Source organism: Streptomyces sp. NPDC028298, assembly GCF_055565895.1.
Map to the genome: position 1 here is coordinate 249298 of NZ_JBVHTL010000003.1, position 26220 is coordinate 275517.

The window sequence follows — 26220 nt, forward strand, 5'->3', positions numbered from 1 at the left end:
GATGCGAGGATGGACGGCATGCGAAAGAACGGTGCGATGCGTACGGGGCTCGCGGCCATGGCCTGCGGGGCCCTCGTGGTCGCTCTCTCGGCCTGCGGTGGCGCGGAGGGCGGAAGCGGCAGCGGTGGGAAGGGCCACTCGGGGGCCCGCGGCGAGGTCGCTCGTACGAGTGCGCCCGCGGTCGACCCGACACGCATCCCCGACGTCGGTGACCGGCTGCAGCGGGAGATCCCCTCCGACTCGCGGCAGGTGCTGGCGGTGTACGGCGAGGGCAAGGACTCCGCGGAGTCCACGGCCGTGCTGTTCACGAAGTCCGGTACGGCCTGGGAGAAGACGCGTAGCTGGGCAGCGCACAACGGCAAGAAGGGCTGGACCACCGACCATCACGAGGACGACAAGCGCAGCCCCGTCGGTGTGTTCACGCTCAGCGACGCCGGTGGCGTGCTCGACGACCCGGGTGCCCTGCTGCCGTACTCGCAGTCGGAGACGTACCAGGCTCCGCACGACTGGCCCGAGTCGTACTGGCACGACTTCGATTACGTCATCGCCATCGACTACAACCGCCTCGAGGGCAATCCTCCGGACGATCCGACCCGGCCCTGGGGAGACGAGAAGGGCGGCGGCATCTGGCTGCACATGGACCACGGCAGTGGCACGTCGGCGTGCGTGAGTCTGCCCAAGGAAGGCATGGAGTACCTTCTGCGCACCCTCGACCCGGACCAGCATCCCGTGGTGCTGATGGGTGACAAGGCGGATCTGAAGGCCTAGGACGGACACGCCCTGGCGCACCCATGTGTGTTGGCCGGGGCCGACGGTGCGCCATTGCGGACGGCTCGACCGCCCCGTAGAACACCGCACATGAAGAGACCGGTCATCATGTCCATGCTCGCCGGGCTGCTGTTAGCCGCGAGCACCCTCCTCGGGGCGGCCCCGGCTCCGGCGGCCACGGCGCCCGTCGCGGATCGCCCGTTCCCGGCCCCCACCGCATCCGTGGCCCCCACCGCGTCCGTGGCCTCCACCGCGTCCGCCGCGGACAGCGCCTCGGCTCCCGCCGTCCAATCGGGCGACGTGCCCGCCGAGTTCGGCAGCGACTGGCACGACCCGCTCACCGCCGCCCCACCCGTCGGCCGGCCGGCCGGGAAGTCCTGCGAAGTGACGGTCGCCGAGGCACAGTTCCGCGACTTCACGCCCTACACCGGCACCTACATCCCGCCGAAGGGCTGCGGCGACCGCTGGAGCAAGGTCGTGCTCCGGCTCGAAGGCAAGGTCAAGGGGCGGCAGTTCGACCGTCTCGGCTATCTGCACGTCGGCGGGGTGGAGATTCTCCGTACGTCCACGCCCGAGCCGTCGCCCGACGGGATCGAGTGGTCCGTCGAGACGGACGTGACGCGCTACAGCGACACGTTCCGGCGGAGCCAGGACGTCGAGATGCTCATCGGGAACGTCGTCGACGACACCTACACCGGCGTTCTCGACGTCAAGGCCACGCTGACCTTCTTCACCGGCAGGCCCGCCGTGACGCCCGACCGTGTGCTGACCCTCCAGGACGGCACCTTGACCACCCCGCGCAACAGTGAGCGCGTGATCGCCGAGGTGTACGCGACCGGGTCAGGCGGCGGCTGCGAGGAGGTCTGGTACATGACGGTCCCGGACGAGGCGCCGTATTCCTGCAAGGCGGCCGGTGGCGCCTACCGCGAGGTGCAGATCAAGGTCGACGGCCGGCTCGCCGGCATCGCCGAGCCGTTCCCGACCGTGTGGACCGGAGGCTGGTCCAACCCCTTCCTCTGGTACGTGATTCCGGGACCCCGCGCCTTCGCGGTGCGGCCCATCGAGTACGACCTGACCCCGTTCGCCGGAGTCCTCGACGACGGGCGTCCGCACCGGATCGACGTCTCCGTCGTGGGCGTTCCCGAGGGACAGTCCGGATGGAGTCTGCCCGTCAACGTGCTCGTCCGGCAGGACCCGGGGCGGGCCCGGGTGAGCGGTGGGCTCGTCCGGTCCGAGGAGGGGGACCTCACCGACTCGGCCACGTACACACCCGGTTCGGAGCACCGCGTCGACACCGTGGGCGGGCACCGGCTGACGGTCGCGGGCTATGTCGACACCTCGCACGGCCGGGTGCTCACGACGGTCGGCCGGGAGCTCGCCAACACCTCCACGCACCGCTGGACCGAGGGCGAGGACACGGACGGCATCGAGGCGAGGTGGACCGACGACGAGGTCGTGACCGTCGACGGACGCGGACCCGCCACGACGACGCGCACCCGGCGCACGTACACGATGGACGGCACGACGACCCTCGGCCCGGACGGCCGGCTGCGGACCGTGCTGACGCTCGGCGACCGGGCCGCCGCGAACGAGGACTCGGGTGGTCGGCCCACCGCATGGTCACGGCTCGACGACACCTACACGGGCGACGCGACCTACACGACCGGTGTGCCGCGCGACCAGCGTCACGCGGTCGCCACGACGAGCGAGCGCTATCGGAGCCACGGTTCGGCCGGGTGTTACGACCGCTCGCTGGTGACCGTGCAAGGGACGCTCACACGGGACCGCGCCCGCTGCTGAGCAAAGGGTGCCCGAGCGGCGGCGTGGAGGCGCGTGCCGCCGCCCTGGCGCCCGCTCCGGTCTGCGGCCGCACGTCAGGGAGACCGGTCGGCCGGTCCGGCGCCGGGGCGGGTCGCGTGCTCAAGTGCCAGTAGGGCGGAGTGGTACGAGCGGCCCGTCGCGTGATCCATGCCGATCTCGCACATGCGGCTGGCCGACAGGTGCGCGTCGAAGGCGCGTGAGGTCACGTACGCCGCCTCCTCGCGGGTGGCCGACTCGGTGAGCTCCCTGTGGAGCATGCCGCGGTCGCCCGCGAAGGCGCAGCACCCGGCGTCGTCGGGAACGACCACCTCGTCCGCGCAGGCCTCGGCCACCGCGCGCAGCTCGGCCTCGTCGCCCAAGTGCCGCATGGAGCAGGTCGGGTGGAGGACGGCCGAGCCGAGCGTGCGGTGCACCGTGAGGCGGGGGAGGAGTTCCCGCGCCGCCCACACGACCGAGTCGACGACCCGCAGCTCGGCGTGCAACTCCCGGTTGTCCGGGCTCAGATACGGTACGACCTCGCGCGCGATGCCGAGCGCGCACGACGAGGCGTCCACGACGAGCGGCAGTCTGCCGCCCGCGGTCCACCCCCAGGCCGCCTCGACGACGCGGTCGGCCATCACGGCGTTGCCGGCGTCGTACCCCTTGGAGTGCCAGATCGTCGCGCAGCAGGTGCCGCGCACATCGTCCGGGATCCACACCGGTCTTCCCGCGCGTGCGGAGACCGCGACGACGGCCTCCGCGAGGGACACCTCTCCCGGGCCGCCGAAGATGCGGTTGACGCAGGCCGGGTAGTAGACGGCGGCGGCACCCACGCGCGCGGTGCGGGGCAGGGCGGAGGGCGCCGCTCCGGGCATGCCCGGCAGCCACTCGGGCACGAGATCGGGGCGCACGACTCTGCGGACCGCCCGTGTCACGGCGTTCACCGGCCCGCCGCCGATCCGGTCCGCGGCGGCGACGGCCAGGCGCGCGGAGCCCTCGACTACCCGGAAGTGCCGTGCGGCCAGTGCGGCCGCCTTCTCCTCGCGCGGCGTGTGCCGGGCGTGCCGGAACGTCTTCATCAGGGCGCCCGTGTCGATGCCGACCGGGCAGGCCAGTTTGCAGGTCGAGTCGCCCGCGCAGGTGTCCACCGCGTCGTACCCGTACGCCTCCAGGAGCCCTTTGCCGACGAGTGAGCCGTCGGGCTGGCGCATGACCTCGCGGCGCAGCACGATCCGCTGGCGCGGTGTCGTCGTCACGTCACGGCTCGGGCAGGTCGGTTCGCAGAAGCCGCACTCGATGCACGGGGCCGCGATCGCCTCGATACGCGGGATCGTCTTCAGACCCCGTACGTGCGCACGCGGATCGCGGTCGAGCACGACGCGCGGGGCGAGCACGCCGTCGGGGTCGATCAGCCGCTTCGTACGCCACATCAACTCCGTCGCCCTGGGCCCCCATTCGAGCTCCAGGAAGGGTGCGATGTTGCGCCCCGTGGCGTGTTCGGCCTTGAGCGAGCCGTCGAAGCGTTCGACCGTGAGCCGGCAGAAGGCGTCCATGAAGGCCGCGTAGCGCTCGACGTCGGCGGGCCGGGAGGCGTCGAAGGCGAGCAGGAAGTGCAGGTTGCCGTGGGCGGCGTGGCCCGCGACGGCGGCGTCGAAGCCGTGCCGGGTCTGGAGTTCCAGCAGCGCCTCGCAGGCTTCGGCGAGCCGCTCGGGCGGTACCGCGAAGTCCTCCGTGATCAGTGTCGTGCCGGGCGGGCGCGCGCCGCCGACGGCCGTCACGAACGCCTTGCGGGCCTTCCAGTAACCGGCGACGGTCCGCTGGTCACGGGTGAACGCGTTCGCGACCGAGGGCACGGGTGACACGAGGGGAAGCTCATCGAGGACCGCGCGTGCCCGCTCCTCGTACGCCTCCAGTGCCTCCTCGTCCGGGGCGCGGAACTCGACGAGCAGCGCGGTCGTCGGACCCGGCAGACCGGTCCAGTCCCCGGGCACGCCGTCGACGGCCACCGAGGCGCGCAGGGTGTTGCCGTCCATCAGCTCGACGGCCGAGGCGCCGGCGGCGGTGAACAGGGGCACGGCGGCGGCCGCGGCCGGCAGCGAGCCGAAGAACAGCAGTGCCGCGGAGACCCGGCGGTCCAGCGGCAGGGTGTCGAAGACGACCTCCGAGATGAAGCCGAACGTGCCCTGCGAGCCGACCATCAGACCGCGCAGGATCCCGACGGGCGTCGAGCCGTCGAGGAACGCGTCCAGGCGGTAGCCGTTGGTGTTCTTGATCGCGTACTTGGCCCGGATGCGCTCGACGAGCGCGGCGTCCGCCTCGATCTCCGCCCTGAGCTCCATGAGCCCGGCGCACAGGGCGGGTTCCGCCGCCGACAGCCGCTCGTCGGCGTCCGGTTCCGCCGTGTCCACGACCGTGCCGGACGGCAGGACGAACGTGAGCGAGGCCAGGGTGACGTAGGCGTTGCGGGTGGTGCCCGCCGTCATGCCGGAGGCGTTGTTCGCGACCACGCCGCCGACCGTGCAGGCGACCGCGCTCGCCGGATCGGGGCCGAGCACGCGCCCGTGCCGGGCGAGCGCGGCGTTCACGCGGGCGACGGTCGTGCCCGGAGCGATCCGGACCCGCGCTCCGCCGCCGAGGACCTCGACTCCCGTCCAGTGCCGGCGGACGTCGAGCAGGATGTCCTCGCCCTGCGCCTGGCCGTTGAGCGAGGTCCCGGCCGCGCGGAACACCACCTCGCGGCTCTTGCCATGGGCGTACGAGAGCACCGCCGAGACGTCGTCGACGTCCTCGGGGACCACCACGACCCGTGGCACGAAGCGGTAGGGGCTGGCGTCGGAGGCGTAGCGCACCAGGTCGGAGATCCCGGTCAGCACCTTGTCGGCGCCGAGCAGGGCGATCAGGTCGCCGCGCAGGGGCTCGGGAGTCCCGCCGGCCCGGTCCTCCGGGACGCGGTCGGCCGCCGGGGCGTCGGGGCGCGTCCCGGGACGCAGCCTGTCGGGGTCGGGCTCCAGCAGAGGCACAGCGGACCACTCCTCCTACGCTCGCGGCGGCGGGCGGGCGGTGCGCCGAGTCGGCTCAGGACGAGACCGCCCCGGGCCGGGCCGTTCCGCTCCAGGCCGCCCTGTCCGGGCCGTTCCGGTCCAGGCCGCCCGGTCCGGGCCGTTCCGGTCCAGGCCGCCCGGTCCAGGCCGCCCGGTCCAGGCCGTCCCGGCGCGGGCCGTCCCGGCGCGGGCCGTTCCAGTCCCGGCCGTTCCGGTCCCGGGCCGCCTCAGCGGCGGCGCACCGCCCCGAGCCCGTTCAGCACCGGTGGTCCACCCTCGGCATGCCGTCCACCAAGGTGTCCAGCAGCCCGCCGAGCACCTCGCGCTGCTCGTCCGTCAATGGAGCCAGGATCTCCTCCGCGGCGCCGCGGCGCGCGGCGCGCAGCTCGCGCAGCGCCTTGCGCCCCTCGTCCGTGACCTCGATACGGATCACCCGGCGGTTGGTGGGATCGGGCACCCGGCGCACCTTGCCGCTCGCCTCCAGGCCGTCGACCAGCGTGGTCACGGCGCGCGGCACCACTTCGAGGCGCTCCGCGAGATCGGCCATGCGGGGTGGCGAGGCGTAGTGCGCGAGGGTACGCAGGAGCCGGGACTGGGCAGGGGTGATGCCCAGCTCGCGCTGCTCCAGATGGCGCTTCTGGATGCGGTGCACGCGTCGCGTCAGACGCAGCAACTGCTCGGCGAGCAGGCCGTCGGCATCGGGGGTGCTCATGCGGGAACAATATCAGGATGCCGTTCATTGTGAGTATAGGTAACAATGAGCTGGTGTCCGTCAGTCGTCGGATCCTTGTCGATGTCCATGTCGTCATCGGCACCCCTGTCCTCTCGATTCCCTAGGAGTCCATTGCGCCCCGAACAGCCGACCTGGAGCCCGCCACCTGTCGACAAGCAACAGCCCCGGCAGGTGCGCCGCATCCTGAGTCTCTTCCGGCCCTACCGCGGCCGCCTCGCGATCGTCGGCCTGCTGGTCGGCGCCGCCTCCCTCGTGGGGGTCGCCACGCCCTTCCTGCTGAAGGCGATCCTCGACACCGCGATCCCCCAAGGGCGTACGGGCCTGCTGACCCTGCTCGCGCTCGGCATGATCGCGAGCGCCGTCCTGAGCGGCGTCTTCGGCGTCCTGCAGACGCTGATCTCCACGACCGTCGGCCAGCGCGTGATGCACGACCTGCGCACGGCGGTCTACGGCCGTCTCCAGCGCATGTCGCTGGCCTTCTTCACCAGGACGCGCACGGGCGAGGTCCAGTCCCGCATCGCCAACGACATCGGCGGCATGCAGGCGACCGTCACCTCCACCGCCACCTCGCTGGTCTCCAACCTCACCAGCGTGGTCGCCACGATCATCGCGATGGTGGCCCTCGACTGGCGCCTGACCGTCGTCTCCCTGCTCCTGCTGCCGGTCTTCGTGTGGATCAGCCGCCGGGTCGGCAACGAACGCAAGAGGATCACCACCCAGCGGCAGAAGCAGATGGCGGCGATGGCCGCCACCGTCACCGAATCGCTGTCCGTCAGCGGCATCCTGCTCGGGCGCACCATGGGCCGGGCCGACTCGCTGACGAAGTCCTTCGCCGAGGAGTCCGAGGGGCTCGTCGACCTCGAGGTGAGGTCGAACATGGCCGGGCGCTGGCGGATGTCCGTCATCGGCATCGTCATGGCCGGCATGCCCGCCTTCATCTACTGGACCGCGGGCGTGGCCCTTCAGCTCGGCGGACCCTCCATATCGATCGGCACGCTCGTCGCCTTCGTCTCGCTCCAGCAGGGCCTGTTCCGGCCGACGGTCAGCCTGCTGTCCACCGGCGTGCAGATCCAGACCTCGCTCGCGCTGTTCCAGCGCATCTTCGAGTACCTCGACCTGCCCATCGACATCACCGAGCCCGAGAACCCGGTCCACCTCGACCAGGTCAAGGGCGAGATCCGCTTCGAGGACGTCGAGTTCCGCTACGACGACAAGGGCGCCCCGATCCTCGACGGCATCGACGTCACCGTCCCGGCCGGCGGCAGCCTCGCCGTCGTCGGTCCCACCGGTTCCGGCAAGTCGACGCTCAGCTATCTGGTGCCCCGGTTGTACGACGTCACGGGCGGGCGGGTGACCCTCGACGGGGTCGACGTACGGGACCTGGACTTCGACACCCTCGCGCGCGCGGTCGGCGTCGTCTCCCAGGAGACGTACCTCTTCCACGCCTCGGTCGCCGAGAACCTGCGCTTCGCCAAGCCGGACGCCACCGATGAGGAACTGCACGCGGCGGCGCGGGCGGCCCAGATCCACGACCACATCGCGTCGCTGCCCGACGGGTACGACACGGTCGTCGGCGAACGCGGCCACCGTTTCTCCGGCGGCGAGAAGCAGCGCCTCGCCATCGCCCGCACGATACTGCGCGACCCTCCCGTGCTCATCCTGGACGAGGCGACCAGCGCCCTGGACACCCGTACGGAGCACGCCGTCCAGGAGGCCATCGACGCCCTGTCGGCCAACCGCACCACGCTCACCATCGCGCACCGGCTCTCCACGATCCGCGGCGCCGACCAGATCGTCGTCCTCGACTCCGGCCGCGCGGTCGAGCGCGGCACGCACGAGGAACTGCTGGCGGCGGAGGGGCGCTACGCCGCGCTCGTCCACCGGGACGCCCAACTGGAGCCGACAAGATGACGATATGCCGGGTTTGTGGGCAATAGCGCGTTACCGTGCCCCGTATGCAGACGAACACTCCGCCACGGAGCACGATCCGACTGACGCGCCGGGGCCGGGTCGCCCTGATCGCGACCGGCGCCGTCGTGGCGGCAACCGCCGTGGCGGTGCCGCTGCTGACCATGGGGGACGACGCCCGTCCGACGTCTCTGGTCGTTCCGGAGGGCTGGCGCTCCGGACAGATCTACGCGGCCGTCGACAAGGCCCTCCGGGTCCCCGCGGGAACCACCAAGAAGTCCCTGGGGAAAGCCCGTCTGAAACTTCCGAACGACGCCAGGGGCAACCCCGAGGGCTATCTCTTCCCGGCCACCTATCCGATCCGTGACAAGGCGACCCCGGAGTCGCTGCTGACGTTCATGGTCGACACCGCGAACAAGAAGTTCAACGGGGCGCCGATCGCGGCGGGCGCGCAGCGCAACGCGATGAACGTCTATCAGGCGGTCACCGTCGCGAGCATCGTGCAGGCGGAGGCGGCGACCGAGGCGGACATGGGCAAGGTGGCCCGCGTCGTCTACAACCGCCTGGCGCGCGGTATGCCGCTGCAGATGGACTCCACCATCAACTACGCGCTCAACCGTTCCACCCTGAACACCAGCGAGGCGGAAACCAGGCTCGACAGCCCGTACAACTCGTACCGGCGCATGGGCCTGCCGCCCACTCCCATCGCCAACCCCGGCGAGGCGGCGATGCGCGCCGCGGTCAACCCGCCCGCGGGCGACTGGCTGTACTTCGTCACGGTCAAGCCGGGGGACACGCGCTTCACGGCCCGTTACGAGGAACACCAGCGCAACGTGGCGGAGTTCAACCGGCGGCAGCACAAGAGCGGATCACCGACGGCCTCGCTCACGCTCCCGCAGACGGCCTCTCCCGCGGTCACGTCCCCGGCGTCACCCACGGTCCCGCCCGTGGCCTCTCCCGCCAACACCCCGGCGATCACGCCCGAGGTCTCACCCGCGGTCACCTCCGCCGCGCCCTCCACGGCCACGCCCACGGTCGACCCCACGACCGATCCCACGGTCGTTCCCACGAGTTGACGTTCGTACGGGGCATCACGCGGCGACCGGCGCGTCCGCCAGCAACCGCCTGATGTCCCGTACGGCCGCCCGGCCCGCCCGGTTGGCGCCGATGGTGCTCGCGGAGGGCCCGTACCCGACCAGGTGGATCCGCGGATCTGCGACCGCGCGCGTTCCCTCGACCCGGATGCCGCCGCCCGGTTCGCGCAGCCGCAGCGGCGCCAGATGGTCGATGGCGGCCCGGAAGCCGGTCGCCCACAGGATCACGTCCGCTTCCACCCGCGCTCCGTCCGCCCACTCCACGCCGTCCGGGGTGATCCGGTCGAACATCGGCCGCCGGTCCAGCACGCCGTCGGCCAGCGCCTGACGGATCGCGTCGTTCAGCGGCAGCCCGGTGACCGAGACCACGCTCTTCGGCGGCAGCCCCTGCCGGACCCGCTCCTCGACGAGAGCGACCGCGGCCCGCCCGAACTCCTCGGTGAACGGTCCCTCGCGGAAGACCGGGGGACGCCGGGTGACCCAGGTGGTCCCGGCCGCGTGCGAGGCGATCTCCATCAGATGCTGGGTGCCGGAGGCGCCACCGCCCACGACGATCACGCGCCGCCCGGCGAACCATTCGGGGCCCGGGTACTGAGCCGTGTGCAACTGCCGCCCGCGGAAGGTCTCCTGGCCCGGATAGCGGGGCCAGAACGGGCGGTCCCAGGTCCCCGTCGCGTTGATCAGCGCCCGCGTCGACCACGATCGGTCGCCGGCTTCCACGAGCAGCCGCCCGCCGGACCCCTCCCGGACCGACCTGACGTCGACCGGCCGGTGCACCGGCAGGCCGAAGGCGCTCTCGTACGTGGCGAAGTACTCCGAGATCACCTCCGAGGACGGACGGTCCGGGTCGGCGTCCTGGAGGTCCATGCCGGGCAGGGAGTGCATCCCGTGCACCTTGCCGTACGTCAGCGACGGCCAGCGGAACTGCCAGGCGCCGCCCGGATGCGGCGCGTGGTCGAGCACGACGAAGTCCCGCTCGGGCTCGAAGCCGGTGCGCCGCAGGTGGTAGGCGGCGGCCAGACCGGCCTGGCCGGCCCCGACGACGACCACATCGATCTCGCGCGCGTTCACCCCGGTGCTGTTCACGTCTCTGCGAACCGGACCGGGGTCCGGGATCTTCCCGCCGGGGACGTCGGGTACCTCACTGTGAGCCACCCGACGGACCGTCGTGCCGGTGAGAGCCGACGGAAGGCCGATCACGACCGGCCGCCGAAGGCCTCGCCACAGTCGCCGAGGACCCCTCGCCACGGCCTCAGAGGACTCCTCGCCTCAGCCTCAGAGGACCCCTTGCCTCAGCCGCCGACGACTCCTCGCCTCGCCCGCCGGAACCCTCGCCACGGCCGCCGGACAGGCGCAGTCGCCACAGGCCGCGAGCCCGTGGATGGGGGAGGATTGAGGCATGTCCGATGCCTTCACCACGCAGGTCCTGAACATCTCCTCCGGCACGTCGGAGAGGGTCGTCGACCTCACCCGCGACTGCGAGGCGTTCCTCCGTGAGGTCGCGGCCGGCCGCGACGGCCTCCTGAACGTCTTCGTGCCGCACGCCACCGCCGGAATCGCCATCATCGAGACCGGCGCCGGCAGCGACGACGACCTCCTGACCGCGCTGCACTCCCTGCTTCCCGCGGACGACCGCTGGCAGCACCGTCACGGCAGTCCCGGGCACGGCCGCGACCACGTCCTTCCCGCCATCGTCCCGCCGCACGCGACCCTGCCGGTGGTGGACGGGGCCCTGGAGCTGGGGACTTGGCAGTCGGTGTGCCTCGTGGACACGAACAAGGACAATCCGAACCGTCAAGTGCGACTGAGCTTCCTCGGCTGAGCGGCCGGCCCGACGCGCCGCGGACTCAGGCCCCGTAGGCCAGGAGCGCCATCATCCCGGCCTCGCTGTGGTAGGCGTTGTGGCAGTGCAGCATCCACTGCCCGGGGTTGTCGGCGTCGAAGACGACGGACACCTTCGACCTGGGCAGCACGATGGTCGTGTCCTTGCGCGCGCCGTCGGGGCCGAGTTGATACGTGTGCCCGTGCAGATGCATCGGGTGCCACATGCCCGTGGCGTTGACGAAGTCGAGCTGGACCCGCTGGCCCTGCTGCACGAGCAGCGGGTCCGCGGTCGGGGCGGCCATGTCGAACCGCTTGCCGTTGATCGCCCAGTCGTACGTGCCCATGCTGCCGGTGAGCTTGACGCGGATGACCTGGTCGGGATCCTTCGTCCCCAGTCGTACGCCGTCGCTCGCGCGCAACTGTCCGGCGGTCACGATGCGGCCGTCCAGTTCGCTCGGACGCACGGCCGGATCCGGCAGGCCGCCCGACCCGGTCTTCACGAGCGCCATGCCCGAGACGTCCTTGCCCTCGGCCAGCGCGACGAGCGGGAAGACGCCGTCGTCGAGGGTGACCAGCGCGTCGTACCGCTCGCCCATGGCGACCAGCAGGGCGTCGACCTCCTCGTGCTCGACGGGGAAGCCGTCGGTGTGGGTGATCGTCAGTTTGTGGCCGCCGAGCGCCACCCGGTACGCGGTGTCGGCGCCGGCGTTGATGATCCTGAGGCGGACCCGCCTGCCGGGCGTGCCGTTGTAGACGGCCGGGTCGGTCGGCACCCGTCCGTTGATCAGGTGGTACGGGTAGTTGACGTCCCCGGCGTCACGGCCGAGCAGAGGGCTGGCGGAACTGGCCAGCCTGAACCGCGTCGAGGGGCCGTCGCCGGCGGACGCGGACGGGGACGTCCGCATCGACGGGTGGTGCGAGGACGTCGGCTGCTGCGACCCGCTGCCCTTCATGTTCATGCCGGACATGCCGTGACTGAGCTCGGTGAAGACATCGTCGGGCGTGCCGGTCACGCCGTCGAGCCAGTCGTCGAGGACGAGAACCCACTCGTCGTCGTACGACAGCGGCTCCCTGGGGTCCTCGATGATCAGCGGCGCGTACAGGGCACGGTCGACCTGGACGCCGACGTGCGGGTGGAAGAAGTACGTGCCGGGTTTGTCGGCGACGAAGCGGTACGTGAAGCTGGATCCGGCCCGCACCGGGTTCTGCGTGACGGGCGGTACGCCGTCCATGTCGCCGCGCAGGGAGATGCCGTGCCAGTGGATGGACGTCGTGGTGGCGTCGGGCAACTGGTTGGACAGCTCGGCCTCGAGCGTGTCGCCGGCGGAGATGCGGATCTCCTTGCCGGGAATCTGCCCGCCGAAGGTCCAGGACTTGGCCGTCACCCCGCCGCCCAGGTCGACGGTGGCGGGCGCGGCGGTCACGTTGAGGCTTCGTACCCTGCCCGTGGCGCCGCGCTTCTTCTCGACGCGGGCGACCTGGGGTCCGTTGGGGCTGAGCAGGGCGGGGGTGCTGGGAGCGTCCTTGCCGCAGGCGGCGAGCAGGCCGGTACCTGCCGCGCCCAGTCCGGCGAGGACGGTGCGACGGTTGATGCTGTTCACGGGGAGTCCTCTTCTCGATGCGCGACAGGCGTTTCGGGACGGTCCACACACGGCCTTACGGCGTCCGAGGACGCGGAGTGCCGTGGGGACGTGGCCTATGTGCGCGGTGAGGAGAGGAACGGCGGGCCGGGCCCAGGGCAACATGCGTACCGTCATCAGGGGCGTCAGCACTTCCTGCGAGCTAGGACCGCCACCGTACCCCGGACGGGTATGCCTGCCCCGGAACCACCGGGACCGTCGTTCGAGATCGCTCAAGAATCAGCCGAATGCGGATCGCGGCGGCGCCGGCGGAGCTGGTGAGGGCCGGTGGCCGGCGCGGGTGAAGGCGCCGGATGCCGTCCTCGAGGCGGCTACTTCGCGGGGATCTTCTGCTCGAACCAGACGACCTTGCCGCTGCTCACGCGTGTCGCGCCCCAGCGCAGGGCGAGTTGATTGACGAGGAAGAGGCCGCGACCGCTCTCGTCCCCGGCGCCGGCCTGCCGCATCCTCGGCACCTGGGGCGAGTCGTCGGTCACCTCGCAGCGCAGCACGTCGGTGCGCAGCAGCCGCAGCGACAGGGGACGGGAGGCGAACCGCACGGCGTTCGTCACGATCTCGCTGACCATCAGTTCCGTCGGGTCGACCAGCGACTCCAGACCCCAGCGGCGCAGTGCCCTGCGGGTCAGCCGGCGCGCCTGGCCCGCGGTCATCGGGTGCGGGGCCAGGAACCAGTAACCGACGCTGTCCGGCGGGAAGCCGTCGAACCGGGCGGTGAGCAGGGCGATGTCGTCGTCCCGGGTCCCCGGGCCCAGGGTCCCGAGCACCTGGTCGCAGAGCACCTCCAGCGAGGCGAGTCCGTGGCCGGTGCTCTGGAGACGGCCGCGCAGCGCCTCGACGCCGCTGCCGATGTCCGTGTCGCGGGACTCGACGAGTCCGTCGGTGTACAGCACCAGGGTCGCCCCGGGGGGCGCGGCCATCTCCACCGACTCGAAGACGACACCGCCGACGCCGATCGGGGCGCCGGGCGGAACCCCCAGCACCTCGGCCCGGCCGTCCTCGTGGAGCAGAACCGCGGGCGGGTGGCCGGCGTTCGCCATGAGCAGGCGGTGCGAGATCGGGTCGTAGATCGCGTAGAGGCAGGTGGCGATGTGGTCGCTGCCCAGCCGCTGGGCCTGCTCGTCGAGGTGGTGCAGGACCTCGTTCGGGGGCAGGTCGAGCCCGGCGAGGGTCTGCACGATGGTCCGGAGCTGGCCCATGATCGCGGCGGAGGTCATGGAGTGGCCCATGACGTCGCCGACGACCAGGGCGATCCGGTTGCCGGGCAGCGGGATCGCGTCGTACCAGTCGCCGCCGACCTGGGCGGTCTTGGAGGCGGGCAGATAGCGGCTGGCCAGCCGGATGCCGGTGGGCTCCGGCAGCGACGACGGGAGCATGGTGTGCTGGAGGGTGTCCGCGACGGCGGCTTCGTTGCCGTACATCACCGCCTTCTGGACCCCGAGCGCGGTGTGCGTGGCGAGCTGCGAGGCGACGAGGAGATCGTCGCTGGTGAAGACCGGGCGGTCGGCGCACCGGAGCAGGACGACCGTGCCCATGACGTGATGGCTGCCGTGCAGCGGCGCGATGATCAGACGGTGGCCCGGCGGAAGCGTGTCGGGCGGGACGGTCCCCGCCGCGAGCAGTTCGGCGACGGCGGGCGCGTTGCCGGGCGCGTCACCGAACGCGGGACGCCCGTCCCGCAGCAGCTCCGCGAGCCGGCCGCCGCCGGCCGGTTCCACGCGCTCGGCGATGTCGGGGAGCGGTGGTGGCGGGGTCTGGCCGGTGTACGGGGCCGGGTCGGCGTGAAGGGCTGCCGCGGCGTGAGGGGCTGCCTCGGGGTACGGGGCCGCCTCGACCTGCGGGGGTGCCCCCACGCGTGTGGCCGGGGCGGCGCCCACGGCCGTGTCGCCGTACAGCGTCGTGGCGGTGTGCGTCGCCCCCGGCCAGGTCCGTTCGGAGCTGTGCAGGCGGAGCACGACGGGTCCCGTCGACGTCTCCGTGCCCACCGGCAGCGGATCGTCGAGGTGGATGAAGACCGCGTCCGCGAAGGCCGGTACGGCGGCCTGCCGCAGTTCCCGGAGCGTCTCGTCCAGATCCATCCCGCGCGCGATCCGCCGCGTCGCCACGTCCAGGTACCGGAGGCGGTCGGTCTGTGGCACGCGGCCGTCCGTCACCGCCACAGGTGGCAGGAGGACCTGTGGCGGCGCGGTGCCCTCTTGGGGGGTGCGGTGCTCGGTCACGCTTCTGTCCCGTCGGGTGGGTGGCGCGGTCCGCGGCTCGGACTCCGCCTCCTCAGTCACACCGCCGGCAGCACAGGAACACCTGCTCCTCGGGCGGGACGTCGGTCACGGCGGGGGCGTACGTGTACGAGGTCTCCTTGACGATCTCGAAGCCCGCCTCCTCGACGACCTTGTGCAGGTCCTCCCGCAGATAGCCGGAGACCCGGATCGTGTTCCCCAGGAACGGGATCGCGAAGTTGTCCACGTCGGCCTCGACCATCGACAGGACGAACAGGCCGCCGGGCACCAGCAGATGGCGCACGGTCCGCAGGGCGAGGGGGATCTCGGCGCGCGGCAGCATCAGCAGCGAGAAGAAGGCGGCGACGCCGTCGAAACGCCCGAGGTCGCGGGGACCGCCCGGGCGCAAGTCGGCGAGGTCCACCTGGTGGAAGGTCCCTTCGGGGACGTATCCGCTCGCGAGCTCCACCATGCCGCCGGAGAGGTCGACCCCCACGACCTCGAACCCCGCGTCCGCCATCTGGCGCGCGGTCGGCACGCCCGTGCCGCAGCCGAGATCCAGGACCCGCGCCCCCTCGGCCAGTGATCCGACCAGCCACTCGCCCGCGGTGACCTGGCCTTCCTTGTGCGGGAAGGCCTCGTCGTAGCGGTCGCCGATGGCGTCGAAGGCTTCGGCCTGGCCTTTGCGGTCGAGCGGAAGGCTCTCGTAATCAGTCCCGTGATTGCTGTTGATCACGAAAGGAACCTTTCATGGGGGCGGTCGAAGTAGTGCGCAATGCGGATGAAAGCGGCCATGACGGGATCTCCGAGCCTTGTCGGTCGCTCAGGAGACGTCAATTCGAGACGATAGTCGTTCAGCGTTCCGCGGGATGCCCAAGTGTCCGAAACTGTTCGGCCCGCGGAACGGCTCCCGTGCCGGCTGCCCTGCCGCTGACGGCACCCGAACTCGTGCTGAGCGGAGGCGAGTTGCCCTACCCGGGTGACACCGACACGGCCGGAATCCGTCCGGGGGATTCGGGGCCGGAGCGACGCTCGTGGCGGCAAGTCCCGCTCGGGGCGGGAGACATGGGCAAGTCGGCTGTTCATGTGGGGAGTTGGGGTTGCGGCGGCATGGCCGCTCCGGCCCTCGGGCTTCGGCGCCGGATCGCGCGGCCGGGTGATCCGGTCGGCGTCGCGGGGGGGGGGTGAGGCGGCCGGCGTCGCGGCCGGCGAGAGGGACCGGCATCCGCCGCCGCACGCCGCACACCGCACGCCGCTCGCCGCACACTGGCCGGGCGCCGCTCGCCGGGCCCGAGCCGGGCTTCCGTCGCCGCACGTCCGCGGCGGCGCCCGAGCCGGGCTTCCGTTGCCGCACGTCCGCGGCGGCGCCCGCGACCGACATCCGTCGCCGCACGCCGGCCCGGCGCCCCCGCGGATTTCCCGGTCCGGCGGCGCCGCGGGGCCTCGGTGCGGCCGGACGGCCCTCTCTCCCCGTCCGAAACACCCCATTCATGGAAGGATCGGTACGTACCCCATGGGACCTGGAGGAGGTTGCCGTGTCCGTGCACCGCGTCGGCCTGGTCGTCCACCAGGGGCGGACCGCGGCCCGCGACGTGGCCCGCGCCGTTCACGAGTGGTGCGACGCGCGAGGCATCCGGTGCACCGAGATCGACGTCTGGGCCAAGGACCAGCGGCGCCGCGGCGGACGCGCCGAGGCCGAAGCGGCCGGCAACCCGGACCTCGTCGTCACGCTCGGGGGTGACGGCACCTTCCTGCGCGGCGCCCGGATCGCCGTCAAGAGCGGTGCGAACGTGCTGGGCGTCGACCTCGGCAAGGTCGGCTTCCTCACCGAGGTGCCCGCGGCCGACGTCACCCGGGCGCTGCAGACGGTCCACGAGGGCAGGGCCACGGTAGAGGAACGGATGACCCTGACGCTGCGGGCCTCCCGGGTCCTCGAGATCCCCGCGGAGGTGGAGACGGTCCTCTGCTACGGGCGGGGTCCCGCACTGCCCCCGCCGCAGGTCAGGGGCGAGACGACGGAGGGCGACGGCTGGGGGGTGGCGCTGGACGTCACCGCCCTGAACGACGTCGTCCTGGAGAAACTGGCCCGCGACCGCCAGGTCGGCGTCGGCGTGTACCTCGCCGGCCGACTGCTGGCCTCCTACTCGGCGGACGCCTTCGCCGTCGCCACCCCCACCGGATCGACCGCCTACAGCTTCGCCGCCGGCGGCCCCGTGCTCTCTCCGCACATGGACGCCGTCGTCTTCACCCCGATCGCGCCGCACATGACCTTCGACCGCAGTGTCGTCGCCGCCCCGGACGAGCCCGTCGCCCTGCGGGTGCTGCCCCACTCGGGCCAGGCCGCCGTCAGCATCGACGGCCAGTTGCGCGGGGTGCTCGACCCGGGCGACTGGATCGGGGTCTTCCGCGCCCCGCAGCGGGTGCGCCTCATCCGGCTGCGCCCCACCGACTTCTACGGACGGCTGCGCGACCGCTTCCGCCTCACCGACGCACCGGCCACGGCGCCCGACGGCGAACCCGCCCCGTTCTTCCGCCCCGACACCCCCATCCCTCCGGACCTCGCGGAACTGCGCCTGCCGCCTCCTTCGGCGGCCCGGTGACGGCGGCCCGGTGACGGCGAGCCGGATTCCGGGCGGCAGGGAAATCTTTCGGGAGCCCGTCGATCCCCGCGCGTCCCGTTCGACGTACGGGTGAGAGCGGGACACCACCAACCCAGGGAGCACGGCCATGCCCAAGCTGCGCGTACACAACATCACCGTCTCGGTGGACGGCTACGCCGCCGGTCCACGCCAGGATCTCGAGCATCCGCTCGGCGAGGGCTTCGGGACCATGCACGAGTGGATGTTCGCCGCCATGCGCGACCTGGCCGACGGCAAGGACGGGACCGACGTCGAGTACGTCCGGCGCAGCGAGGAGAACATCGGCGCCACCATCATGGGGCGCAACATGTTCGGGCCTCACCGCGGACCCTGGGAGGACGAGTCGTGGACGGGCTGGTGGGGCGCCAACCCTCCGTACCACAACGACGTGTTCGTCCACACCCACCACTTGCGGCCCTCCGTCGTCATGGAGGGCGGAACGACCTTCCACTTCACCGACGAACCCGTCGAGAAGGTCCTCGCCCACGCCTTCGAGGCGGCGGCGGGCAAGGACGTCCGGCTCGGCGGCGGAGCGGCCACCGTGCGGCAGTACCTGCGCGCCGGACTCCTCGACGAACTGCACATGGCCGTCGTCCCGCGGCTCCTGGGCGGCGGAGAACTCCTGCTCAGCGACCTGGGGGACGCCATCGACGGCTACCGGGTGGCCGAGACGGTCGCATCGCCGGCCGCGACGCACGTCCGGCTGGTCCGCCGCTGAGCCGACCCCCTTCGAGGCAGGCCCCGGCTGATCGTGACCGACGGCGCTCCCGGCCCGCGCGCGAGCCGCGGGCTCAGTCCGCAGGCGTGGCGCGCGTGTCCGGTCCCGGCGCGCCCACGCGCAGGCCGTCCGTCACCAGGTCCAGCAGGCGGCGGGCGTGCGCCTGCCAGTCGCCGTGCCGGTCGAGGTGCCACAGCCCGGCGACGGCGAGCAGGAAGTCGTCGGGAGTCACCCCCGGCCGGATCGTGCCCGCCTCCTCGTTGGTCCTCAGCAGGAGCGCGACCGTCGAGCTCAGGGGCCCGTGGTCGAGGCTCGTGAGGAGTCCCCGGGGTGTGGCGGTGGTCGTGCGCAGCGCTTCGGTCAGACCCGCCTTGGCCATCGCGAACCGTGCGAGACGGTCCGTCCACTCCCGAAGCGCCCGGTCCGGTGGGCGGGTGGCGAGCAGATGCGCCGCCGCCTCGGTCACCTGCCGCACCTCGTGGCGGTGGATCTCCAGGATGAGCGCCTCGCGGTGGTGGAAGTTGCGGTAGAAGGTCCCCTGACCGACGCCCGCCTTCCTGGCTATCGCGCTCAGCGGTGTGTCGGCGGAGCGGGTCAGCTCCGCGAGGGCCACGGCCAGGATGCGCTCACGATTGCGCCGCGCGTCCGAGCGCACCGGACCGTGCGGGTCGTCGTCCGCACCGGTCGGCGTGCCCGAGCCCGCCGCGGGTCGGACCCTCGGGGGCGACGTCGCCCCCGAGCCCGCGGCCGCGTCGTGCGAGCGTCGCGCCGCGCCCGGGCCGCCGGCCGGGTCGTACGGACCTGGCGGCGCCCCCGAGCCCGCGGGTGCGTCCTTTTCGGGGTGCACGCGTACTCCTTCCGGAACGACCGCCGGAACCTCCCGGTCGTGTCACGGCCGGGCCGCCTCGGCGGCCGGAACCTCTCGCCGCCCGGCATTCTGGCGCACCCGGCGGAGCTCCGGCCGGGACTTGAGAAATGGCCCACGGACGGGTGTCGGCCCGGTGGCCCGAGCCGCGCTCGGCACGCGTGGGCCCGGTGGCCCGGAGTCGCGCTCAGCCCCGCGTGGCCCGCCCGATCGACTCCACCAGGGGCAGCAGCCGGTGCGGGACGCGTTCGCGCAGGGCCACCTCGGTCCGGGTGCGGACCACTCCGGGCAGGCTGATCAGGGCCTGGATCACGTCCTCCAGGTGGGCGTTGTCGCGCGCCGCGACCCGGGTGATCAGATCGCCGCCGCCGGTGATGGAGAACGCCTCGATGATCTCCGGCACGGCGGCGAGCGCGTCGCCCACGTCGTCCAGATGCCCCTGCGTGACCTCGATGTGCACGAACGCGAGCACGGGATGACCGAGAGCGGCGGGGGACAGCGACGGCGCGGTCCCGGTGATCACCCCGTCCCGCTCCAGCCGGTCGAGGCGGGCCTGGAGCGTCCCCCGGGCGACCCCGAGGACACGGGCGTACTCACGGACGCTGGTGCGCGGCTGCTCCAGGAGCAACCGCAGGATGCGGGTGTCGAGCTCGTCCACGGGCATGGTCCGTTGGCCTCCTCGCGGCCGAAAATGTTCTTCTTCGACTGTACCAATGGCCCAGCCGAAACCACGCCGGTTGAGCCAGTTCAGGGCCGCCACGTACCTTGTCCGTATCGATGGCGCTGCGCAGTGCCGGACGGCAAGGAAGCCGTTCCGGACCCGCGGCGCCTTTCGCATGTGCGCCGCGCATGCCGGATCTCTGTTGAACTGCGAAGTGGGGGCGGGCCGCCGAAGGTGAAGAAGATGTTCATGGCGCCGGATCCGGGACTGTTCCGTCTGCGGGTGTCGCTCCGGGCGGTCCTCGGCATCGGCCTCGCGGTCGCGCTGTGCCAGCTGACCGGACTCTCGCTCCCGGCCTCGATCGCGGGCGGGCTCGCGGCGCTCCTCGCGCTGTTCACGGTCGGAGACCCGACCGTGCGCGGCCAGGCGGGCACCACCGCGCTGCTCCCCGTGGCCGGCTTCCCGGTCCTCGTGCTGGCGACCACCCTGCACGGGGCGCCGCTGTTGCGGGACGCGACCTGGCTCGCCGTGATCTTCGCCGGGGTGTACGCCCGCCGCTTCGGCCCGCGCGGTCACGCCCTCGGCATCTTCGCGTTCATGATGTTCTTCACGACGCAGTTCCTGCACGCCGTGCCCGGCCAGCTCCCGCAGCTCTACGCGGCCGTCGCGATGTCGCTGACGGCCTCCTCGGCCGTGCGGTTCGGCGCCTGGTGCATCGAGCGACGCAGCCCCCTGCCCGCGGCGCCGCTGCCGCTGGAAGGGCGCGGGCTGGCGCGCCCCGCCACCCGTCAGGCCTTCCAGGCGACCGCGGCCTGCGCGTTCGCACTCGCCGCCGGCCAGTTGCTCTCGCACGACCGCTGGTACTGGGCCGTCGGCACAGCGTGGTGGATCTTCGTCAACACGGCCTCGCGCGGTGAGACGCTGGTCCGGGGCTTCCGGCGCGTGATCGGCACGCTCGTCGGCATCGTGGCCGGGCTCCTGGTCGCCGTGCCGCTGCACGGAGCGCCCGCCCCCACCGCCGTCCTCGTCGCGGTGAGCGTCTTCGGGATCTTCTACACCGCCGCTCCCTCGTACAGCTGGATGATGTTCTTCGTCACCGTCATGGCGGGCCTGCTCTACGGGCTGCTCGGCGTCCTGCATCCCGGGCTGCTGGGCCTCCGGCTCGCCGAGACCGGTGTCGGCGCGCTCGGTGCCGCGCTCGCGGTGGGGCTCGTCCTGCCGATCACCACGCACACGGTCACCGACCGCTGGATCGAGCGCGCCCTGCACGCCGTGCACGGCTGCACCTCGGCGGCGGCCCGACGGCTCGCGGGTGACGACCGGGCCGACCCGGCGCCGCTCGCGGGGGAGCTCGAAGCGCTCCTGGGGCGCGTACGGATGGCTCTCGCACCTCTGGTGCATCCGCTCAACCCCATGCGGCAGCGCAAGGAGCGGGCGCGCGCGATCCTCGCCCTGCTGGACGACTGCGCCCGCGAGGTGCGCGGTCTCGCCGCGGTCGCCGCCGACCCGGACGCCTCGCACGACGCGCGCCTCACCGCGGCCTGCCGACGGGTCGAGACCGCCATGGAGTCCCTGGTCGGCGCCGTACCGGGAGGCGCTCCGGCGTCCCACCACGGTGTCCCGGGCCATCACCCCGGTGCTGAGCAGGCGCTCGTGCACCTGCACGGCCTGGAGCGCGCGCTCGTCGACATGGCGACACCGCTGCGTGGTCCGGTTCCCCGCTCCCGACTCGTCGTCGGCGCCTGACGGACACGGGCAGCACCGCATTTCCTCCGGCCCCTGGGGCGTCGTACGACGCCCCAGGGGCCGTTTCTCTCTATCGGTGCGGGGTCGCCCGGTGCGGGGGCCGAGGAAGCTCCGTCGGCGTCGGCTCCGAAGATCCACAACGAGGCCCAGGGCGCCCGCTGGACGGCTTCGGAGCGGTTCCGGAGGCCTCGGGTCCGGCGGGCGCCGGAGAGGCTCGTGGCGGCCGTCTTGCGGGCTCCACGCGCCCTCGTGGCCCACGTGCGTCCATATGTGTGCCGTACGCACGCTGTCGCACCCGGCGCGGTGCGCAGCCTTGCACACCCGCGCTTCCCGCCGCCGGATCGCCGCACCGGCCGCCGGTCAATCGTCCGCCCGTCCGCCCGTCCGCCGATCGGCGGGGCCGGAGTATGGCCGTCCGTCGACCGGACGGCCCGACGTGCGGCCGTCCCCTCGACCGCCGGGCTTTGGTCTAGACCGCAGCCCCGTGACTGCTACCGTCGCCCCGACGACGCGGGACCGAGAGGGGACAGCAGTGGCGCACGGCGGCAGGCGGCGACAGCGGGCGTTCATCGGCTCGTTCACGGCGGCGGGAGGGCTCGGTGTCCTCGCGGCGGCCGTGGACCCGGACACCGGCGCGCTGACCGTGCTGGGTGCCGCCGACGACGTACCCGACCCCTCGTATCTCGTGTTCGCTCCCGCGCACGACGTCCTGTACGCGGTCAGCGAGAGCGCCGAGGGCGCGGTGGCCGCCTACCGGGTGCACGGCGACAAACCGGAACTGACCGGTCCGCCGACCCCGACCGGCGGCAGCGACCCCACCCACCTCAGTGTCTTCGACGGACACGTCCTGACGGCGGACTACGGTTCGGGCAGCGTCAGCGCGGTACCCGTCCGCCCCGGCGGGGAACTGGCGCCCGCCGCGTCCAGCGTGCTCCGGCACGCCGGTTCCGGTCCGCACACGCAGCGGCAGCAGGGGCCGCACGCCCATCAGGTGCAGCCCGACCCCACCGGCCGCTGGGCGGTCAGCGTGGACCTCGGCACGGACTCGGTCCGGGTGTGCGCCCTCGACGGCGGAAACCTCACCGTGCACCGCGAGATCGCGCTGCGTCCCGGCTCCGGGCCGCGCCATCTCGCCTTTCACCCCCGCGGCGAGCACGTGTACGTCCTCAACGAACTCGCGCCGACCGTCACCGTCTGCCGCTGGGACGCCGGGGAGGGCACGCTGCGGCCGGTCGGTGAGGCGCCGGTCCTGTCCGGTGTCCCGGACGGCGACGCGTACCCCTCGGGCATCGTCGTCTCGCCCGACGGCCGCTTCGTCTGGGCCGCCGTCCGCGGGTGTGACACCGTCTCCGTGTTCGCCGTCGACGCGGGCGGCGAGGGGCTCACACTCGTCGCGGAGGTGCCCTGCGGCGGCGTCTGGCCGCGCGCGCTGGCCCTCGACCCGTCCGGGCGCTTCCTGTACGCGGCCAACGAGCGCTCCGGCGACGTGACCTGGTTCGTCGTCGATCCGGACACCGGCGTTCCGGTCCGGGGCGGCTCGGTCGAGGCGCCCGCCGCGTCCTGCGTGGTCTTCGACTGACGCGGCCGGCCCGACCCCTTCCCGCCTGGTGCGTCTCCACCCGGTACGTCGGCGTCGGCCCATGGGAAAGGGCCCCTCCTGACTCAGGAGCGGGCCCTTTCGGTGTGCGGGTGGTACGGGTGGTGCGGTGGCGGCGGCCGACTAGAAGGCCGGCGCTCCCTGGGACTGCGGCGGGGCGATGCCCAGCGCCGTCGTGTACTGGGAGAGCGCGAGCTTGCCGATCGCCGGGTACGGGCCGAGGGCCTCGGCGGCGCTGCAGCCGGCCTCCTTGGCGGCCGCGTCGAGCAGACCCGCGTCGAGCTCCGGACCGATCAGGTACGGGGCGAGCGCGAGCTGCTGCGAACCGGAGCCGCGGAGCTGCTCGGCGATGGCCGCGATGGAACCCTCCTCGTCGAGGGCGGCAGCCATGACCGGCACGGCGAGCCGCGCGGCGAGCAGCATGCCGGTGATCCCGGCGGCCTGCACCGCGTCCTCGCCGCCGACGGTGGCGAGCACGATGCCGTCCGCGGCGGTCGCCACGGTGAACAGCCGGGCGCGGTCGGCGCGGGCCAGACCGGCCTCGGAGAGACGCACGTGCAGTGCCTCGGCGAGCAGCGGGTGCGGACCGAGGACGTCGGTCAGCTCGGCCGCGACGCGGCTTTCCATGACCGCCTGGCGGATGCGGCGCAGCAGGGCGCTGTCCGGACCGGCGAGCAGCGGGACAACGATGCCGACGGGGCCGTCGGGCTCCGAGACGTCGGAACCGGCGGCGCGGGCCTGCTCGAAGCGCGCGGTGCGCTCCTCGGCGGCGTGGGTCAGCACGGACTGCAGCGTGGGGAACTCGTCGTCCCCGTCCAGGTAACCGATGCGGGCATCGAGGCCGGGGAGCTCGGAGCGGGCGATGCTCACGACCTCCTCGGCGAGGCTGCGCGTGGCGGCGCTGGGGGTGCCCGGCACCGCGAGGACGAGCGCGGGCGCGCCCTCAGGAGCCGCCAGAGGTTCCGGACGGCGGTGCCGCCCGGCTTGGCGGGGTCGCGGCATTCGTACTGGCAGGCCGGACGCGGGCCCAGTGGGGGAGCTCATGGCGCCGCATGTTACTGGTTTCTTGGGTTCCCCTGTTCGGGGAGGGTGCAGGTGAGCGGTATCCGTCCGCTTTTGTCTGATGAGTTACGTACGGATCAGAAGTGATCGGTAAACGCCTACTTGTCGGCCCTACGGTGTATTCGGGCCATGGATTTCCTGGTACGGCTTTTCGGCCACCACGTGCAACATCCGTTCGTCCAGGGGCAGCGCGAGCCGGCCGTCCGCCAGGTCGGCCGCGATCCGGAGCGCGCCGTCGAGAGGGTCGCCCGCCGCCGGTACGCGGTGGACGTTCGGCAGGCGCTCGGCCAACTCCTCGTCCAGGGGCTCGAGGAGCGCGGCGCCCAGGTTGAACAGGCCCCCGGTGAAGGCGAGATGGCGATCGCCGTCGGCGGCGCACACGGCGGCGGCCGATGCGGCCAGGTGCCGGGCGGCGGTCCGCAGGATGCGCGAGGAGACGGGATCGCTCCCGGAGAGGTCGGCCACGTCGGGGGCGAAGGAGGCCAGGACGGCCGCCCGGTCGGTGCGCGGATACAGCAGGCCGGGAAGTTCCGGCATCGGTCCGAACCTGTCCTCCGCCCGTGCCAGCAGCGCGGCCGAGCCGTCCGGGCGGCCGTCGAACGCGCGCAGGGCCGCTTCCAGGCCCGCGCGGCCGATCCAGGCTCCGCCGCCGCAGTCGCCGAGCAGATGGCCCCAGCCGTCGGCCCTGCGCCAGGACGTGAGGTCGGTGCCGATCGCGATCATCCCGGTGCCCGCCGCGATCACGGCACCCGCCCGGCTGCCCAGGGCTCCCGCGTACGCGGTCACCGCGTCCGCCGCCAAGGCGAGCCGCCGTACGCCCAGTTCGCGCTCCAGCGCGGCCGGCAGCTCGTCCCTCAGTTCGTCGCCGAGCGTGGCCAGACCTGCGGCGCCGACGGCCACGGCCCCGAGCCGATCGGCGCCCGCGTCGGCCATCAAGCGGCGTGCCATCGGCAGCAGTTGTTCCAGCAGATGATCGGCCGAGATCCCGCGCGGGCCGGTACGGACCGGCTCCCGGGAGGTCAGGGGTCCACCGAGCCGGTCAGGGGCCGCGAGGCGTGCGCTGCCGTCTGCCTCGTCCGGGGCCCCGTGGGCGCCGAGCGCCACACGCAGGCCCGAGCCTCCGGAGTCCACGGCCAGCACCACGGCGGGGCTCTGCCCGTCGCGCGGTCGGCCGTGTCCTCCGCCGGGTGTCACGGCAGGCGCCAGTCCACCGGTTCGGCGCCTTGCTTCGTCAGCAGGTCGTTTGCGCGGCTGAAGGGGCGCGAGCCGAAGAAGCCGCGGTCCGCCGACATGGGGGAGGGGTGCGCGGATTCGACCGAGGGGAGACTGCCGAGCAGGGGGCGCAGATTGCGGGCGTCGCGGCCCCACAGGATCGACACCAGCGGTCGTCCGCGCGCGGCCAGTGCCCGTATGGCCTGTTCCGTGACTTCCTCCCAGCCCTTTCCGCGGTGTGCGGCGGGGCTGCGGGGTGCCGTGGTCAGTGCCCTGTTGAGCAGCAGCACGCCCTGGTCGGCCCAGGGGGTGAGGTCACCGTTGGACGGCGGGGGCGCGCCGACGTCGCTGTTCAGTTCGCGGAAGATGTTGATCAGGCTCGGCGGCAGCGGACGTACCTCCGGGGCCACCGAGAACGACAGGCCCACCGCGTGTCCCGGGGTCGGGTAGGGGTCCTGCCCGACGATGAGGACGCGTACGTCGTCGAAGGGCTGCTGGAAGGCCCGCAGGACGTTCGCCCCGGACGGCAGGTAGGTGCGTCCCGCGGCGATCTCCGCGCGCAGGAAGTCGCCCATCTCGGCGATCCGTCCTGCGACGGGTTCGAGGGCTTTCGCCCAGCCCGGTTCGACGATCTCATGCAACGGTCGTGGTGCCACGGGCGTCACCCTACTGCCGTACACATGGCCGAGATCAAACCGG

At 72.7% G+C, this 26220-nt stretch carries 19 protein-coding genes and 1 pseudogene; 9 read left to right on the top strand and 11 right to left on the bottom strand.

Features of this window, described 5'->3' with window-relative positions; genetic code table 11:
- Positions 1–18 precede the first annotated feature (18 nt).
- Positions 19–768 carry a L,D-transpeptidase family protein gene (locus tag ACZ4TO_RS16315; RefSeq protein ID WP_385039747.1) on the top strand — a complete coding sequence of 250 codons (750 nt, stop codon included), beginning with the start codon at positions 19–21 and terminating at the stop codon, positions 766–768.
- 90 nt (positions 769–858) lie between these two features.
- The gene (locus ACZ4TO_RS16320) at positions 859–2568 is read left to right on the top strand and encodes a peptide-N4-asparagine amidase (RefSeq protein ID WP_468024486.1); all 1710 of its coding nucleotides are present in this window, start codon (positions 859–861) and stop codon (positions 2566–2568) included.
- A gap of 74 nt (positions 2569–2642) precedes the next feature.
- On the opposite strand, the gene ACZ4TO_RS16325 is transcribed toward ACZ4TO_RS16320, so the two are convergent.
- Together ACZ4TO_RS16325 and ACZ4TO_RS16330 are read right to left on the bottom strand one after the other, a co-directional pair.
- A complete protein-coding gene (locus tag ACZ4TO_RS16325) occupies positions 2643–5588 on the bottom strand; it encodes an FAD-binding and (Fe-S)-binding domain-containing protein (RefSeq protein ID WP_468024487.1) in 2946 nt (981 codons plus the stop codon).
- 277 nt (positions 5589–5865) lie between these two features.
- Positions 5866–6321: a MarR family winged helix-turn-helix transcriptional regulator gene (locus tag ACZ4TO_RS16330; protein WP_382786842.1), complete on the bottom strand. Its 456-nt coding sequence runs from the start codon at positions 6319–6321 to the stop codon at positions 5866–5868.
- A gap of 132 nt (positions 6322–6453) precedes the next feature.
- Here ACZ4TO_RS16330 and ACZ4TO_RS16335 point away from each other — a divergent pair, with 132 nt between their 5' ends.
- A complete protein-coding gene (locus ACZ4TO_RS16335; protein WP_385039735.1) occupies positions 6454–8253 on the top strand; it encodes an ABC transporter ATP-binding protein in 1800 nt (599 codons plus the stop codon).
- A gap of 44 nt (positions 8254–8297) precedes the next feature.
- A pseudogene (gene mltG / locus ACZ4TO_RS16340) lies at positions 8298–9131 on the top strand (endolytic transglycosylase MltG); the annotation flags it as partial.
- 210 nt (positions 9132–9341) lie between these two features.
- On the opposite strand, the gene ACZ4TO_RS16345 reads toward mltG, so the two are convergent.
- On the bottom strand, positions 9342–10430 hold the full coding sequence (locus tag ACZ4TO_RS16345; protein WP_468024786.1) for an NAD(P)-binding domain-containing protein: 1089 nt from the start codon (positions 10428–10430) through the stop codon (positions 9342–9344).
- A 313-nt stretch (positions 10431–10743) separates the two neighbouring features.
- On the opposite strand from ACZ4TO_RS16345, the gene ACZ4TO_RS16350 reads away from it, so the two are divergent.
- Positions 10744–11166: a secondary thiamine-phosphate synthase enzyme YjbQ gene (locus ACZ4TO_RS16350; RefSeq protein ID WP_468024488.1), complete on the top strand. Its 423-nt coding sequence runs from the start codon at positions 10744–10746 to the stop codon at positions 11164–11166.
- 25 nt (positions 11167–11191) lie between these two features.
- On the opposite strand, the gene ACZ4TO_RS16355 is transcribed toward ACZ4TO_RS16350, so the two are convergent.
- From ACZ4TO_RS16355 to ACZ4TO_RS16365, 3 genes are all read right to left on the bottom strand, one after another.
- Complete coding sequence (locus ACZ4TO_RS16355) at positions 11192–12769, bottom strand: multicopper oxidase family protein (RefSeq protein WP_468024489.1); 1578 nt, start codon at positions 12767–12769, stop codon at positions 11192–11194.
- Positions 12770–13119: 350 nt separating this feature from the next.
- Positions 13120–14883, bottom strand: a complete 1764-nt coding sequence (locus tag ACZ4TO_RS16360) for a SpoIIE family protein phosphatase (RefSeq protein WP_468024787.1) — start codon at positions 14881–14883, stop codon at positions 13120–13122.
- Positions 14884–15076: 193 nt separating this feature from the next.
- Positions 15077–15757, bottom strand: a complete 681-nt coding sequence (locus ACZ4TO_RS16365) for a class I SAM-dependent DNA methyltransferase (protein WP_382786829.1) — start codon at positions 15755–15757, stop codon at positions 15077–15079.
- A 799-nt stretch (positions 15758–16556) separates the two neighbouring features.
- Here ACZ4TO_RS16365 and ACZ4TO_RS16370 point away from each other — a divergent pair.
- Both ACZ4TO_RS16370 and ACZ4TO_RS16375 read left to right on the top strand, forming a co-directional pair.
- The gene (locus ACZ4TO_RS16370) at positions 16557–17621 is read left to right on the top strand and encodes an NAD(+)/NADH kinase (protein ID WP_382786826.1); all 1065 of its coding nucleotides are present in this window, start codon (positions 16557–16559) and stop codon (positions 17619–17621) included.
- 127 nt (positions 17622–17748) lie between these two features.
- Positions 17749–18378: a dihydrofolate reductase family protein gene (locus ACZ4TO_RS16375; RefSeq protein ID WP_468024490.1), complete on the top strand. Its 630-nt coding sequence runs from the start codon at positions 17749–17751 to the stop codon at positions 18376–18378.
- A gap of 73 nt (positions 18379–18451) precedes the next feature.
- On the opposite strand, the gene ACZ4TO_RS16380 is transcribed toward ACZ4TO_RS16375, so the two are convergent.
- Complete coding sequence (locus ACZ4TO_RS16380) at positions 18452–19033, bottom strand: TetR/AcrR family transcriptional regulator (RefSeq protein WP_468024788.1); 582 nt, start codon at positions 19031–19033, stop codon at positions 18452–18454.
- A 397-nt stretch (positions 19034–19430) separates the two neighbouring features.
- Positions 19431–19907, bottom strand: coding sequence for an Lrp/AsnC family transcriptional regulator (locus tag ACZ4TO_RS16385; RefSeq protein WP_382786820.1), 477 nt, complete (start codon positions 19905–19907; stop codon positions 19431–19433).
- A 240-nt stretch (positions 19908–20147) separates the two neighbouring features.
- Here ACZ4TO_RS16385 and ACZ4TO_RS16390 point away from each other — a divergent pair, with 240 nt between their 5' ends.
- Together ACZ4TO_RS16390 and ACZ4TO_RS16395 are read left to right on the top strand one after the other, a co-directional pair.
- Positions 20148–21650 (top strand): FUSC family protein, encoded by a 1503-nt coding sequence (locus ACZ4TO_RS16390; RefSeq protein ID WP_468024491.1) that lies wholly within the window; start codon positions 20148–20150, stop codon positions 21648–21650.
- A gap of 532 nt (positions 21651–22182) precedes the next feature.
- The gene (locus ACZ4TO_RS16395; RefSeq protein WP_468024789.1) at positions 22183–23229 is read left to right on the top strand and encodes a lactonase family protein; all 1047 of its coding nucleotides are present in this window, start codon (positions 22183–22185) and stop codon (positions 23227–23229) included.
- Between the two features lie 141 nt (positions 23230–23370).
- On the opposite strand, the gene ACZ4TO_RS16400 is transcribed toward ACZ4TO_RS16395, so the two are convergent.
- The 3 genes from ACZ4TO_RS16400 to ACZ4TO_RS16410 form a co-directional block, all read right to left on the bottom strand.
- Complete coding sequence (locus tag ACZ4TO_RS16400; protein ID WP_385039718.1) at positions 23371–24291, bottom strand: sirohydrochlorin chelatase; 921 nt, start codon at positions 24289–24291, stop codon at positions 23371–23373.
- Between the two features lie 129 nt (positions 24292–24420).
- Complete coding sequence (locus tag ACZ4TO_RS16405; RefSeq protein WP_468024492.1) at positions 24421–25503, bottom strand: N-acetylglucosamine kinase; 1083 nt, start codon at positions 25501–25503, stop codon at positions 24421–24423.
- A complete protein-coding gene (locus ACZ4TO_RS16410) occupies positions 25500–26177 on the bottom strand; it encodes a uracil-DNA glycosylase (RefSeq protein ID WP_382786806.1) in 678 nt (225 codons plus the stop codon). Before ACZ4TO_RS16410 ends, ACZ4TO_RS16405 begins: the two co-directional genes overlap by 4 nt.
- Between the last annotated feature and the right edge of the window lie 43 nt (positions 26178–26220).

Bases quoted from the DNA above. Each gene is read 5' to 3' on its own strand.
- ACZ4TO_RS16315 (WP_385039747.1), top strand. From the start codon at position 19: ATGCGAAAGAACGGTGCGATGCGTACGGGGCTCGCGGCCATGGCCTGC.
- ACZ4TO_RS16320 (WP_468024486.1), top strand. From the start codon at position 859: ATGAAGAGACCGGTCATCATGTCCATGCTCGCCGGGCTGCTGTTAGCC.
- ACZ4TO_RS16330 (WP_382786842.1), bottom strand. From the start codon at position 6,321: ATGAGCACCCCCGATGCCGACGGCCTGCTCGCCGAGCAGTTGCTGCGT.
- ACZ4TO_RS16350 (WP_468024488.1), top strand. From the start codon at position 10,744: ATGTCCGATGCCTTCACCACGCAGGTCCTGAACATCTCCTCCGGCACG.
- ACZ4TO_RS16360 (WP_468024787.1), bottom strand. From the start codon at position 14,883: ATGGATCTGGACGAGACGCTCCGGGAACTGCGGCAGGCCGCCGTACCG.
- ACZ4TO_RS16375 (WP_468024490.1), top strand. From the start codon at position 17,749: ATGCCCAAGCTGCGCGTACACAACATCACCGTCTCGGTGGACGGCTAC.
- ACZ4TO_RS16385 (WP_382786820.1), bottom strand. From the start codon at position 19,907: ATGCCCGTGGACGAGCTCGACACCCGCATCCTGCGGTTGCTCCTGGAG.
- ACZ4TO_RS16390 (WP_468024491.1), top strand. From the start codon at position 20,148: ATGTTCATGGCGCCGGATCCGGGACTGTTCCGTCTGCGGGTGTCGCTC.
- ACZ4TO_RS16400 (WP_385039718.1), bottom strand. From the start codon at position 24,291: ATGAGCTCCCCCACTGGGCCCGCGTCCGGCCTGCCAGTACGAATGCCG.